Origin of the sequence: Hymenobacter chitinivorans DSM 11115, from assembly GCF_002797555.1 — a bacterium.
Lineage (GTDB): Bacteria > Bacteroidota > Bacteroidia > Cytophagales > Hymenobacteraceae > Hymenobacter > Hymenobacter chitinivorans.
Genome location: NZ_PGFA01000001.1, coordinates 1,714,113 through 1,727,729, shown reverse-complemented (window position 1 = coordinate 1,727,729; position 13,617 = coordinate 1,714,113). Strand labels below are relative to the sequence as shown.

14 protein-coding genes are annotated in these 13,617 nt (G+C 59.0%); 10 read left to right on the top strand and 4 right to left on the bottom strand.

The window, feature by feature from the left end; all coding sequences use genetic code 11:
- The first annotated feature begins 58 nt into the window (after positions 1–58).
- The 9 genes from CLV45_RS07140 (at position 59) to CLV45_RS07100 (ending at position 8,786) form a co-directional block, all read left to right on the top strand.
- Positions 59–592, top strand: coding sequence for a YceD family protein (locus tag CLV45_RS07140; RefSeq protein ID WP_100335671.1), 534 nt, complete (start codon positions 59–61; stop codon positions 590–592).
- A gap of 59 nt (positions 593–651) precedes the next feature.
- Positions 652–873 carry a 50S ribosomal protein L32 gene (rpmF, locus tag CLV45_RS07135; protein ID WP_100335670.1) on the top strand — a complete coding sequence of 74 codons (222 nt, stop codon included), beginning with the start codon at positions 652–654 and terminating at the stop codon, positions 871–873.
- Between the two features lie 63 nt (positions 874–936).
- On the top strand, positions 937–1,878 hold the full coding sequence (plsX, locus tag CLV45_RS07130; protein WP_100335669.1) for a phosphate acyltransferase PlsX: 942 nt from the start codon (positions 937–939) through the stop codon (positions 1,876–1,878).
- A gap of 55 nt (positions 1,879–1,933) precedes the next feature.
- Complete coding sequence (locus CLV45_RS07125; RefSeq protein WP_100335668.1) at positions 1,934–2,947, top strand: beta-ketoacyl-ACP synthase III; 1,014 nt, start codon at positions 1,934–1,936, stop codon at positions 2,945–2,947.
- 188 nt (positions 2,948–3,135) lie between these two features.
- On the top strand, positions 3,136–3,699 hold the full coding sequence (gene efp / locus CLV45_RS07120; protein WP_100335667.1) for an elongation factor P: 564 nt from the start codon (positions 3,136–3,138) through the stop codon (positions 3,697–3,699).
- Positions 3,700–3,727: 28 nt separating this feature from the next.
- Complete coding sequence (gene accB / locus CLV45_RS07115; protein ID WP_100336982.1) at positions 3,728–4,213, top strand: acetyl-CoA carboxylase biotin carboxyl carrier protein; 486 nt, start codon at positions 3,728–3,730, stop codon at positions 4,211–4,213.
- Between the two features lie 105 nt (positions 4,214–4,318).
- Positions 4,319–5,665 carry an acetyl-CoA carboxylase biotin carboxylase subunit gene (accC, locus tag CLV45_RS07110; protein ID WP_100335666.1) on the top strand — a complete coding sequence of 449 codons (1,347 nt, stop codon included), beginning with the start codon at positions 4,319–4,321 and terminating at the stop codon, positions 5,663–5,665.
- 79 nt (positions 5,666–5,744) lie between these two features.
- Positions 5,745–6,659: an ADP-ribosylglycohydrolase family protein gene (locus CLV45_RS07105; protein WP_157807341.1), complete on the top strand. Its 915-nt coding sequence runs from the start codon at positions 5,745–5,747 to the stop codon at positions 6,657–6,659.
- 363 nt (positions 6,660–7,022) lie between these two features.
- Positions 7,023–8,786: an alpha-amylase gene (locus CLV45_RS07100; protein WP_100335664.1), complete on the top strand. Its 1,764-nt coding sequence runs from the start codon at positions 7,023–7,025 to the stop codon at positions 8,784–8,786.
- 174 nt (positions 8,787–8,960) lie between these two features.
- On the opposite strand, the gene CLV45_RS07095 is transcribed toward CLV45_RS07100, so the two are convergent.
- From CLV45_RS07095 to CLV45_RS07080, 4 genes are all read right to left on the bottom strand, one after another.
- Positions 8,961–9,452: a hypothetical protein gene (locus tag CLV45_RS07095; RefSeq protein WP_100335663.1), complete on the bottom strand. Its 492-nt coding sequence runs from the start codon at positions 9,450–9,452 to the stop codon at positions 8,961–8,963.
- A gap of 47 nt (positions 9,453–9,499) precedes the next feature.
- The gene (locus CLV45_RS07090) at positions 9,500–9,925 is read right to left on the bottom strand and encodes a VOC family protein (RefSeq protein ID WP_100335662.1); all 426 of its coding nucleotides are present in this window, start codon (positions 9,923–9,925) and stop codon (positions 9,500–9,502) included.
- 293 nt (positions 9,926–10,218) lie between these two features.
- Positions 10,219–10,800 (bottom strand): DUF3109 family protein, encoded by a 582-nt coding sequence (locus CLV45_RS07085; RefSeq protein ID WP_100335661.1) that lies wholly within the window; start codon positions 10,798–10,800, stop codon positions 10,219–10,221.
- 64 nt (positions 10,801–10,864) lie between these two features.
- On the bottom strand, positions 10,865–11,170 hold the full coding sequence (locus CLV45_RS07080; protein ID WP_100335660.1) for a hypothetical protein: 306 nt from the start codon (positions 11,168–11,170) through the stop codon (positions 10,865–10,867).
- Between the two features lie 134 nt (positions 11,171–11,304).
- On the opposite strand from CLV45_RS07080, the gene CLV45_RS07075 reads away from it, so the two are divergent.
- Entirely contained in the window at positions 11,305–13,551 is a 2,247-nt protein-coding gene (locus CLV45_RS07075; protein WP_100335659.1) for an ATP-dependent helicase, read from the top strand.
- Positions 13,552–13,617 lie beyond the last annotated feature (66 nt).

Below are 13,617 nucleotides of genomic sequence, written 5' to 3'. Positions count from 1 at the left end.
TCTATTTTCTTAAAGCGGGTAAATCTTTCTACTTTTGCCCCCTTGCAATAAATTCCCTGTGAAAAAGGACTCGCAATACGACTTGAACATTGCCAAGCTGGCCAGCAAAACGCACCATTTCGCGTTTGAGCTCGGCCCGGCTTTCTTTGAGCAGTTCGAGCAGAACCTGATCCAGGAAGGCCAGCTTCACGCCGACGTGGACCTGACCAAGACGGATCTGCTCATCACCCTGGATTTCCACATCTTCGGCACTGTGCGCCTGATCTGCGACCGGAGCCTGGACGAGTTCGACCAGCCCATCGACGTGCGCCACTCCCTGCGGGTGCGTTTCGGCGACCAGAACCTGGAGCTCGACGACGACGTGCTGCAAATCACGCCCGAAACCCAGACCCTGCCCATTGCCCAGCACTTGTTCGACTACATCGGCCTGGCCATTCCCATGAAGAAGCTGCACCCGCGCTTTCAGAATGAGCCCGACGAAAACCCCGATGCCGAAACCAAGCTCATCTTTACTACCCGCCAGCCCGGCGACCCGGAAGATGACGACGAAGGCACCGACCCCCGTTGGGATGCCCTGCGCAACCTCAACTAAGGCCCCGGTTCCGGCATTTCTGATTCAATAAATTCAACTTTTAATATTTCCCCTTACCCATGGCACATCCTAAGCGCCGTCAATCCTCGACCCGCCGCGACAAGCGTCGCACCCACGACAAGCTGACCCCCAAAGCAGTAACTATCTGCCAGAACACGGGTGAGCTGCACTTGCGTCACAAGGCGTACGTAGTAGATGGCGACCTGTACCTGCACGGCAAAGTAGCTATCAAAGACTACGCTCCCGTAGCTGCCGCGGCTCCTGCTTCCGACGAAGAATAAGCCCCGTGCTGCCGGCTTCGGCCGGCCCGCCTTCCCGACTCCCTACCCCTTGACACCTCGTACATGAAGATAGCCCTGGACGCAATGGGAGGCGATTTCGCCCCCCAGGCTGCCGTGGACGGCGCCGTGCTGGCAGCCCAAAAGCTTGCCGGCGCGGCTCAGATTGTGCTCATTGGCCAGGAAGATGCCGTGCGCCCCTTGCTCCAGCAGCACGGGGCCGCGGCCGACGGCCTGATTCTCGTGGCTGCCTCGCAGATCATCGAGATGGGTGAGCACCCTGCCAAAGCCTACCAGCAAAAGCAGGACTCCAGTATAGCCGTCGGCTACCGCATGTTGCACAACGGCGAAGTAGAAGCCTTCTGCTCGGCCGGCAACACCGGCGCCATGCTCGTTGGCGCGATGTTCAGCGTGAAGCCCGTGTCGGGCGTGATGCGCCCGGCCATTGCCAACTTTGTTCCCAAGCTCAAAGGTGGATTCGGCATCCTGCTCGACGTGGGCGCCAATGCCGAGTGCAAACCCGAGATGCTGGAGCAATTCGGCGAGTTAGGCTCGCTCTATGCCCAGTACGTGCTGGGCATTGAGCACCCCAAAGTGGGCCTGATGAACCTGGGCGAGGAAGAAGGCAAAGGCACGGCCAATACCCAGGCCGCGCACCAGCTGCTGAAGGTGAACCCCCATATCCACTTCATCGGCAACATCGAAGGGCGCGACCTGTTCAACGACAAGGCCGACGTAATTGTCTGCGACGGCTACACGGGCAACGTGGTGCTGAAAATGGCCGAATCGGTGTACGACATCCTGGCTGAAAAGCAGATGCACGACCCCTTCTTCGACAAGTTCAACTACGAAGCCATTGGCGGCAGCCCTATCCTGGGCATCAACGACAACGCCATTATCGGGCACGGCGTGAGCACGCCGGAAGCTATTTGCAACATGCTCTTGCAGGGCTACCAAATGGCTAAATCCGGCATCGCCGACCAGATAAAAGACACTTTCAAGTCCTAGCGACTAAGTCCGGCTGAGGCCGGACTTTTTTTGCCTATTTTTCCCGTTTCCCCGAATGAAAATCACTGCTGCCATAACCGGAGTGGGTGCCTACGTGCCCGACTACGTGTTGACCAATCAAGAGCTCGAAAAGATGGTGGACACCACCGACGAGTGGATTACGACGCGCACTGGCATCAAGGAACGACGAATTCTGAAGGGCGAGAACCAGGGCACTTCGGTCATGGGCATCAAGGCCGTGCAGCAACTGCTGGACAAGACCGGGACCCGGGCCGAGGACATTGACCTCCTCATCTGTGCCACTACCACCGGCGACATGGTGTTTCCGGCCACGGGCAACATTATTTCGCACGGCGTAGGCGCCATTAACGCTTTCAGCTACGACGTGCAGGCCGCCTGCTCGGGCTTCCTCTTCTCATTGGCCACCGGCGCGCAGTTCATTCAGAGCGGCATGTACAAGAAGGTTATCGTCGTGGGTGCCGACAAGATGTCGAGCATCGTGGACTACACCGACCGTTCCAACTGCATTATCTTCGGCGACGGAGCCGGTGCTGTATTGCTCGAACCCAGCACCGACGGCTATGGCATTCTGGACCAGGTGTTGCGCACCGACGGCAAGGGGGAAAACTACCTCTACCAGAAAGCCGGGGGCTCGCGCCGCCCGCCGTCCATCGAAACGGTTACCAACCGGGAACATTTCATATACCAGGAAGGCGCTACGGTCTTCAAGTTTGCCGTAACTAACATGGCCGACGTGGCCGCCCAGGTTATGGAGCGCAACAACCTCACCAAGGAGGATGTAGCGTGGCTGGTGCCCCACCAGGCCAACAAGCGCATCATCGACGCCACGGCCAACCGCATGGGCGTGGGCCCGGAAAAGGTGATGCTCAACATTCAGCGCTACGGTAACACGACCAACGCCACGATTCCGCTGTGTTTGTCGGACTATGAGCAGCTGCTGCACAAGGGCGACAACCTGGTGCTGGCCGCTTTCGGGGGCGGATTTACCTGGGGCTCCATCTACCTTAAATGGGCCTACGACCCCAAACCTGACCCGCAACACGCGTAGATAGGCGGGCTGGACGCGGAAAACTCCTATACTTGCACTCCCAACGTGCCGCCCCGCCACTCTCCGGGACGGCACGTTGCGTTTCCGCCCAGTACCTGAAATCCTGAAACTTAAGTAGGTAGAGCGTTTAGCCCGTTTCCGTCGTCTAGCCTCTTCCTGTCAGCATATTCCTCTCCAAATTCCCAAGCATGGCCACTACCGCAGATTTTCGCAACGGTCTGGTACTCGAGTACAACAATGACCTCTACGTCATTACCGAATTCCAGCACGTGAAACCGGGCAAAGGTCCCGCCTTTGTGCGCACCAAGCTCCGCAACATCAAAACCGGCAAAGTGCTGGACAACACCTTCAACGCCGGCGTGAAAGTAACCACGGCCCGCGTGGAGCAGCGGCCCCACCAGTTCCTCTACAAGGACGACTACGGCTACACGTTCATGGACAACTCGACCTTCGAGCAGGTGTCCTTGCCCGAGGCCATGGTGCCCTTCGCCGACCTGATGAAGGAAGGTCAGGAAGCCACCATCCTGTTTCATGCCGAAACCGAGCAGCCCCTGACGGCCGAACTGCCCACCACCGTGGAGCTGATGGTGACCTACACCGAGCCCGGCCTGCGCGGCGACACCGCTACCAACACGCTGAAGCCCGCCACGGTCGAAACCGGGGCCCGCATTCAGGTGCCGCTGTTCATTGAGCAAGACACCAAAATCCGCGTCGACACCCGCGACTACTCCTATGTCGAAAGAGTCAAATAAGCAGCCGAAACACCCCACCGAAGCCGCCATGAAAGCCAAAGAACTCCAGGACCTGATTGATTTTATCGCCAAATCAGGGTTGAACAAAGTCAACATCGAAACCGAGGAATTTAAAATCTCGGTGCAGCGCGAGCCCAATACGAAAGTGGTCAGCAGCCACGTAGCCGCCGCCCCGGCGCCGGCCCCGCAGGCAGCGCCGGCTCCGGCCGCCGCGCCAGTTGCCGCTGCGCCGGCCGCCGCTGCTCCCGCTGCCCCGGCTGCCGCCAGCAGCAACCATCAGCCGCTGAAAGCCCCGATGATTGGCACGTTCTACCGCAGCAGCGGCCCCGAGGCTCCGGCTTTCGTGAACGTGGGCGACGTAGTGGAGAAAGGCCAGGTTATTTGCATCATCGAAGCCATGAAGCTCTTTAACGAGATTGAAGCCGAAGCGTCGGGCCGCATCGTGAAGGCGCTGGTAGAGAATGCCACGCCGGTCGAGTACGACCAGCCCCTGTTCCTGATCGAGCCGATGTAATTTGAGAACCGAGAAGTAAGAGCTTAGAGCTGAGACTGAACCACGGAAAACCCCGTCTAAAGTCTCAGTTCTAAGCTCTTAGTTCTTCCATTCCACCCCAGACCTGTGTTTAAGAAAATACTGATTGCTAACCGGGGCGAAATTGCGTTGCGCATTATTCGTACCTGCAAGGAAATGGGCATCAAAACGGTGGCCGTTTACTCTACTGCCGACAAGGAAAGCCTGCACGTACGCTTCGCCGACGAGGCCGTCTGCATCGGGCCGCCCAGCAGCGCCCAGTCCTACCTGAACATCCCGACGCTGATTGCGGCGGCCGAAATCACCAACGCCGACGCCATTCACCCCGGCTACGGCTTCCTCTCGGAAAACGCGGAGTTCTCGCGCATCTGCCAGGAAAACAACATCAAGTTCATCGGGGCCTCGCCCGAGATGATCAACCAGATGGGCGACAAGGCCTCGGCCAAAGCCACCATGATTAAAGCCGGCGTGCCCTGCATTCCCGGCTCGGTGGGCCTGCTCGACTCGCTGCAGGATGCCCTCAAGATTGCCCACAAAATCAAGTACCCGGTGATCCTCAAGGCCACGGCCGGCGGGGGCGGCCGCGGCATGCGCGTGGCCCACAACGACGAGGAGCTGGAAAAAGGCTGGAACGACGCCCGCACCGAAGCCAAAGCGGCCTTCGGCAACGACGGCATTTACCTGGAGAAATACGTGGTAGAGCCCCGCCACATCGAAATCCAGATCTGCGGCGACCAGTACGGCCACGTATGCCACCTCTCGGAGCGCGACTGCTCGATTCAGCGCCGGCACCAGAAGCTGGTCGAAGAGGCTCCCTCGCCCTTCATGACCGACGAGCTGCGCGAAAAGATGGGCAAAGCCGCCATTGCCGGCGCCGCGGCCATCAACTACGAAGGCGTGGGCACCATCGAGTTCCTGGTGGATGCCAACCGTGACTTCTACTTCATGGAGATGAACACCCGGATTCAGGTGGAGCACCCCGTGACGGAGGAAATCATCAACTACGACCTGATCAAAGAGCAGATTAAGGTGGCAGCCGGCGTCCCGATTTCGGGCAATAGCTACTACCCCAAGATGCACGCCATGGAGTGCCGCATCAACGCCGAGGACCCCAAGAACGGCTTCCGCCCCTCCCCCGGCAAAATCACCGTGCTCCACATTCCCGGCGGCCACGGTGTGCGCGTCGATACCCACGTGTACGCGGGCTACACCATCCCGTCGAACTACGATTCGATGATTGCCAAGCTCATTACCGTGGCCCAGACCCGGGAGGAGTGCATCGTGAAGATGAAGCGCGCGTTGTCGGAGTTCGTGGTAGAAGGCGTGAAAACGACCATTCCCTTCCACCTCGCCCTGATGGACAACGCCGACTTCAAAGCCGGTAACTTCAACACCGGTTTCCTGGAGTCCTCGTTCGACTTCTCGACGCTGTAGGGTTCCGGTTTCCGGTTTCCGCTTTGCCTAAAGCCGCTCATTCCACGCTGGAATGAGCGGCTTTTGTGTATCTATACTTATGACCTATCCGGATCAGGTTGCCGGCTGCATACTTGGCGGGGCCATTGGCGACGCCTACGGCAGCAGCTACGAGCAGGCAGCCGCCCAACCAGCAGTCAATACCTACTACCCTTTCGGTCGGCCCGCCGCCAAGCCCTTCTGGGCTATTACCGACGACACCCAGCTTACCCTGGCCACCTGCGAGGCCATTGTGGAAGCGGGCAGTGTAAAGCCGGAGGTAATTGCCCGAAGATTTCTGACCTACTTCCAGGCGCGTAAGCTGACTGGGCTGGGGGCCGGTACGCTGGGGGCACTGCGGGAACTGGCCGCGGGCGGGCACTGGAGCCAAACGGGGCGCAAGGGCGAATCCGGGGCCGGCAACGGGGCGGCGATGCGCATTGCCCCACTGGCCCTGGTGCCCGGGTCGGTGGCGCGCAGTACCGTGGAAGACGTCTGCCGCATTACCCACCAGCACCCGGAAGCCTACGTCGGGGCCCTGGCCGTGTTTCTGAGTATCCGGGCCGGGCTGGATACCGCTGGCCCAAGCCTGCCGGAACTGCTTCCGTTTATTATCGACCAGCTTCCCGATACGCTCGTGCGTGACCGGCTGCTGGAGCTGCGGGCGGCCGGCAGCTGGAGCTTGCCCGAACTAGCGGCCCGCTTCGGCAGCAGCGGCTACGTCGTCGACTCGGTGCCGCTGGCTTTGGTGGCCGCTAGTCGGGCGGAACAGCTGGGCTTTGTAGGGATGCTGCAGGAGCTGGTGCAGGCCGGCGGCGACACGGACACCAACTGCTCCCTGGCCGGGCAGATTGCCGGCACCTGGTTGGGCACTACCGGCTTGCCGCCGCAGCTGCTGGCCCAGTTGCAGCAGCTACCCGATTATCCTTGGATGCAGCGCAGCGTGGCGCAGTTTGCTGGTGCCGAGCTACTCTGATTGGCGGATTTGATGGGAAACGAATCCAAGTTGCGGCCTTTTGCCGGGTTGCTAAGTACTTGACAGAAGAAAAATTCAGACTTTTTCCGCATCCTTCAGGGTTATACTAAACCCATTTAGCAACAATTATTTCTTGCGTAATTTATTACGATTACTTCCTCAAAAACAACAACTCAACTAGCTAACTAACTTGAAATTGCAAATTCCGTATTGAAAATGACTTTTTATTAACAATACCGAAATCATGTTGCATCATTTTTAGAATATTGCTTTATACTTGCCCTACAATTCTGCACTAACCAAAACTCCCACAGTATGAACAATCTTACCGCAGCGGCCCTTACGGGGCTGCTTGCCGCAGGCATGCTTTTGCCCTCCTGTACTAAGGACGGCGTCCAGCCCGGCTCCACTTCCTTGCCCGTAGCGGCGGCCACTACCAACAGCGCCGTTGCCGTCAATGGGGTGATGATGCAGGCCTTTTATTGGGACGTGCCCACTTCCACTGCTTCCGGCACATGGTGGCAAAACCTGGGCGCCAAGTCCCAGGAGCTGAGCGACGCGGGCATCACGGCCCTGTGGCTGCCCCCGGCCTACAAAGGTGGCAGCAGCACCGACGTCGGCTACGGCGTGTATGACCGCTACGACCTGGGCGAGTTCAACCAGAAAGGCACCGTAGCCACCCGCTACGGCACGATTAGCCAGCTGCAGTCGGCCATTACGAGCCTGCACGGCAAGGGCATTCAGGTGTACGAGGACATGGTGATGAACCACCTGACCTGGGCCGACGCCCAGGAAACGGTGAACGGCAACACGGTCTACACCCGGTTCAACTACGCCGGCCGGGGCAGCACCTACAGCACCTACCGCTGGAGCTCGGCTAACTTTACCGGCACCCAGCAGGCCCCCAACAACGGCTGGTACCAGTGGAAAAGCTGGGACTTCCAGCCCTACGCCAACAACGACGCCTACGACAACCTGCTGGGCTCGGAAATTCAGTACAACGGCAACACCGCCAACCAGAACGAGACCATCAACTGGGGCAACTGGATTACGACTAAGCTCAGCCTGGACGGCTACCGTCTCGACGCCACCAAGCACATTTACACGCCCTACGTGAACCAGTGGCTGGACGCGGTGAAGGGCACTTCGGGCCGCTTTGCCGTGTCGGAGGCCTGGTTCCGCAACCTGACGGACCTCAACAACTACGCCGCCGCCACCGGGGGCCGCACCAGTTTGTTTGACGTGCCTCTGCACTACACTTTCCAGGACATGAGCAACGGCAACGGCAGCTGGGACATGCGCGGGTTGCAGTTTGCCGGCTTCACCGAAGCCAACGGGGCCCTGTCGGTATCCTTCGTCGATAACCACGACACCGACCAGCAGGGCGGCGCGCTGTACTCGCCGGTTACCAACCTCAAGATGCTGGCATACGCCTACATCCTGACCCGGGCCAAAGGCTACCCCTGCGTGTTCTACCGCGACTTTTACGAGTACGGCCTGGGCGCCCAGATCAAGAAGCTCATTGCCATCCGCAAGGCCAACGCCTACGGGGCGGCCAACGAGTACACCACCGTCAATGACACCGACGTGTACGCCTACTCCCGCGCCGGCGACTCGACCCACCCCGGCTTGCTGGTAATGCTCAACGACGGCAGCACCGGCCGCTCCAAAACCATTACCACGCCCTTTAAAAGCGCCACGCTGACCGACAAAACCGGCAACAGCACCGCCACCGTCACCACCGATGCCAACGGCACGGGCGTGTTCCCCGTCAATGCCCGTAGCTACTCGGTGTGGGTGCCCGGCACTGGCGCCACGACCCCGCCTACCACGGGCACCACGGCAGTTTCCTTTAACGTGACCTACAGCGGCACCGTCTCGGGCCAGGATGTGTACGTGCTGGGCAACACCGCCCAGCTCGGCACCTGGAACACGGCCAACGCCATTAAGCTCAGCGGCGCCACCTACCCCGTCTGGAAAGGCACCATCAATCTGACCAGCGGCACGGCCGTGCAGTACAAGTACATCCGCAAGGACGCGGCCGGCAACGTGCTCTACGAAGGCGGCACCAACCGCAGCTTCACGCCCAGCGGCACGAGCATGACGCGCACCGAAACCTGGCAGTAAAGAGTTGATAGAGTGAGGTGAATGCAAAAGGTCCGGCTACTGCTAGTCGGGCCTTTTCATTTTCAGGCAGCTCTACTTCTGCGGTGGACTTGGCCCGCATCGGACTCCTCTGGCCGTTTCTTCCCTCCTTCCCCGGTAGAGGACCGGGCGCGGGCGTTTTACAACGACTTGTCGTCAGCTTTGCGAAGCCTCTATGCGCTGGCCTAGGGCACCGAACGTTACTTCGGGCAAAGCGTAAGGACCCAGGATACGCACCGGCTGAGCATCGGGCTCCCCAAACTCCGTTTCACTATCATCGGCCAGGTAGCTCACGCCCTGCCGGAACACGATGTCGTAGTACGGGTCGTGGGGCTTGTCGGGGTGGGTGAAGGGCACGAGCACGGCCAGGTCGAAGCGCGCCGAAAGCTGCCGGCCCAGCCACAGGGCCCGGGCTTCGTCGTCGGCGCCGGGCGTGCGGTAAATGGCCAGGTGCCAGCCATACTCCGGCACCTCGGCGGGCAGGGCTTCAAAGAAAATATGCGTTGGATTACTGGAATCGAATTCCACGGGTGCTTCCTCGCCCAGCAACAGCGCCCACGGAAACACCGTTAGGCCCAGCATGGCTTCCTGCAAAAACGCCTGAATCTGCGCGTCGGGCAACTCCTGGCTGAGGTACGTTTCTTCCATTGCCGGCAGGGTTTTGCCTACGGTTAGCGCCGCATTTGCCGAGGTGGCTAGCGAGGCTCCCAGAGCTCCAGCTTGTTGCCGTCGGCGTCCAGGATATGCACGAATTTGCCGTAGTCGTAGCTGACAATATCGTCGAGGATGGTTACCCCGCTGGCTTGCAGCTGATCAACCAACGCCTCGATATGCTGCACCCGGTAGTTGATCATAAACTCCTTGCGGGAAGGAGCGAAATAGTCGCTGCCGGTTTGGAAGGGGCTCCATTGCAGGGAATGCACCTCGTCGGGCCGCTCCACGCTCCGGGATTCGAAGGTCGAGCCCCATTCGTTGACGTCCAGACCCAAGTTGCGGGCGTACCAGTCCCGGGTTTGCTGGGGGTTGTCAGAGAAAAAGAAGATACCCCCGATGCCAGTCACCTTCGGGGTAGAGTCGGCGGCGACGGGAGTTGGGGCAGGGTTGGGTTGCTGGTCTTCCACGGGGGTCTGGTTTGGAGGTAAGGAGCCGCAACTTATCATTCCTGGCTTCGCCCCGCAACCCGGTGACCCATTGATTTACAGCACCTAGCGATTTTGTCGCAAACCACCCGGGCGGGCGTAAAAAAGGCCGGCTTGGCAGCCGGCCTTTTTTACTTCGTTTAAAATCAGCTACGTTTTGTTGCCAGTTCCGTGCCTGGTGTAGAGACGCATAATTGCGTCTCGTCGTTGAACGACAATCGTTATTACGGCGCAGCCGATGAGACGCTATGCGTCTCTACAGCTTTCCCACGCCCTTAGGCATTCACCGGCGGACTATTCGTCTCGATTTCGGTGACCAGCTCCTCGTACCATTCTTCCCCGTACTTGCGCACCAGGGGTTCCTTGAGAAACTGGTAAATCCGCACGCCCAGAGTAGCGCCGAAGCTACAGGCCGGGTTGCAGATGTTCCACCGGTCGTAGTTCAGGGCCTCGAAGTCTTCGTACTTGGTAATGCGAATCGGGTACAAATGGCAGCTGATGGGCTTTTTGAACGTGGTGACGCCGGCCAGGTAGGCCTGCTCGATGCCGCACTTCAGGATGCCCCGCTCGTCGTACAGCGCGTAGGCGCACTCCCGGTCGTTGATGGTGGTGGTGCTGTAGTCGCCTTCCCAGTCCTTGATATAGAGGCCCTGCTGCTCAATGGCCTGCTGCCCGGCCTCGGTAATGAAGGGTTTGATCTTGTGGTACTCGTCCTGCAGAATCTGCAGCTCGTGGGCCTCCAGCGGGGCCCCCAGGTCGCCTTCCACGCAGCAGGCGCCCTTGCAGGCTTCCAGGTTGCAGACAAAGAAATTGTCGCGCACGTCGTCGGAGATGACCGTATTCTGAATGATAATCATGGAATTGCAAAGAAGCGAACGGCAAAGATACTTCTCTTTAAAACCGAATTATCAGTTCTTGCATTCAAATTATCAGCAGAAAAGCCAGACCCACGAAACCCAGTACCAGCAGGTGGGCCAGGAGGCTGCCTTTCACAAACCCGCTCCGGTGGCCTAAAAGGAACAAGAGCAGCATGGCCGCGCCCCATAACAGCCCCACCCCGAGCAGCAGCACGCCAATGAGGAGCGGGGTGCCCGGATTGCACATGTCGGCCAGGGGCAGGTAGAAGGCCAGAGCAATGCTACTGAACAGGCTAACGGCATAAAAAGCCATAGCCAGCCCAAAGCCCGTAACCGAAGAATCGACGCTTGAGGCGGCGGAAGAAACCATCTGTATGGCGGTAACAGTTGCTATAAAAGGGAAGGTAACCAAAGAATTTAGTATTACTACTTCCTTACTTTTCAGCTTGGCTGCTGAAAGTAGTACCTTTGCAGACTTAGCCGAGGCGCTGATTTACTTGACGAATGGCATTAGATTACAACAAACTCCTGAACCCCTCCCAGGCCGCCGCGGTGCTCCAAATCGACGGCCCCTGCATGATTATTGCCGGTGCCGGCTCGGGCAAAACCCGCGTGCTGACCTACCGCATTGCCAACCTGCTCGAGCAGGGCGTCGACCCGTTCAACATCCTGGCCCTGACCTTTACCAACAAGGCCGCCAAGGAAATGCGCGCCCGGATTGAAAAGGTCGTGGGCCCGGAGGCCAAGAACGTCTGGATGGGCACCTTTCACTCGGTGTTTGCCAAAATCCTGCGCTCCGAGGCCGACAAAATCGGCTTCCCCCGCCACTTCACCATCTACGACACCCAGGATTCCAAGACGCTGATTACCCAGATCGTCAAGGAAATGGACCTGGACGACAAGCTCTACAAGCCCAACATGGTACTGGGCCGGATTTCGGCGGCCAAGAACAAGCTGATTTCGGTGCAGCAGTACCTCAACGACCCGGTTATCCGCCAGGACGACGACGCGGCCCTGCGGCCCAAAATCGGGGCCATCTACCAGCAGTACCACGCCCGCTGCTTCAAGGCTGGCGCCATGGACTTCGATGATCTGCTCTTCAACACGAACGTGCTCTTCAAGGACCACCCCGACGTGCTGAACAAGTACCAGAACATCTTCAAGTACGTAATGGTCGACGAGTATCAGGACACGAACTATTCGCAGTACCTGATAACCCGCAAGCTGGCGGCTAAGGAGCGGAATATCTGCGTCGTGGGCGACGATGCCCAGAGTATCTACGCCTTCCGCGGGGCCGACATTACCAACATTCTCAACTTCGAGAAAGACTATCCCGAATTGCAGGTGTTTAAGCTGGAGCAGAACTACCGCTCCACCAAGAACATCGTGAAGGCCGCCAACTCGGTCATCAAGAACAACAAGGCCCAGCTGCGCAAGGACGTTTTCTCGGAAAACGAGGAAGGCACCCTGATTGAGGTCATCAAAGCCGCCTCCGACAACGAGGAAGGCAAGCTGGTGGCCAACAGCATCTACGAGGACAAGATGAATCAGCATCTGTCGTACGATGACTTCGCCATCCTCTACCGCACCAACGCCCAGAGCCGGGCCATGGAAGAAGCCCTGCGCAAGCTCAACATCAAGTACAAGATTGTCGGCGGCCTCTCGTTCTACCAGCGCAAGGAAATCAAGGACCTGGTGGCCTACCTGCGCCTGACGGTCAACCACAACGACGAGCAGGCCCTGCGCCGGGTTATCAACTACCCCAAGCGCGGCATCGGCGACACGACCATCAGCAAGCTCATCAACACGGCCGAGGCCAGCAACCACTCGCTCTGGGAAGTGGTTAGCAACGCCAATTCCTTCCTGACGGCGCGCATTGCCAACCCGATTGAGACCTTTGCCGAGCAGATTAAGAGCTACGCGGTGCTGGCCGGCAAGGAAGATGCCTTCGAGGCGGCCAAGTTCATTGCCAAGAACTCGGGCATGATTGAGGAGCTCTACGCCGACAAAAGCATCGAGGGCCTGAGCCGCTACGAGAACATCCAGGAACTCCTCAACGGGGTAAAGGCCTACACCGAAGACCCCGAGCGGGAAGACAAGAGCCTGGCTTCCTTCCTGCAGGACATTGCCCTCGTCACCGACGCCGACACCAAGGACGCCAAGGACGAAGGCGAGGCCGTGACGATGATGACCATTCACTCGGCCAAGGGCCTGGAATTCCGCAACGTCTACATCGTGGGCATGGAGGAAAACCTGTTTCCGAGCCAGATGATGATAACCTCCCGGGCCGATTTGGAGGAAGAGCGGCGCTTGTTCTACGTGGCCATCACCCGGGCTGAGAAGAAACTGACCCTGAGCTACGCCACGTCCCGCTACCAGTGGGGCAACCTGCGCAGCTGCGAGAAAAGCCGCTTCCTCGACGAAATTGACCCCCAGTTCGTCGATTTCAAGTTCTCCTCCGCCGGCCCCGGCGAGTCGCCGTTTGGCCACGTGGTGGAGCGCCGCTCGAACCTAATTCCGCCTGCGCCCCGTAAGACAGTGGCCAAGGGCTACACCCCACCCGCTGACTTCCAACCCTCCGACACGAGTAACCTGCAAACGGGGCAGCGCGTGGAGCACCCCAAGTTCGGCTTCGGCAAAGTCACCAAGCTTGAAGCTCAGCAAGGCTCCACCAAGGCCATCATCGAGTTCGAAGAAGTCGGCGAGAAGACGTTATTGCTGAGTTTTGCGAAATTGCGGGTGCTGAGCTAGCCGGAACCGCGTAACTTGACCGGCTTACCGCCGTTTGCCGATTGGCTACTCGTTGTACATCAGCAC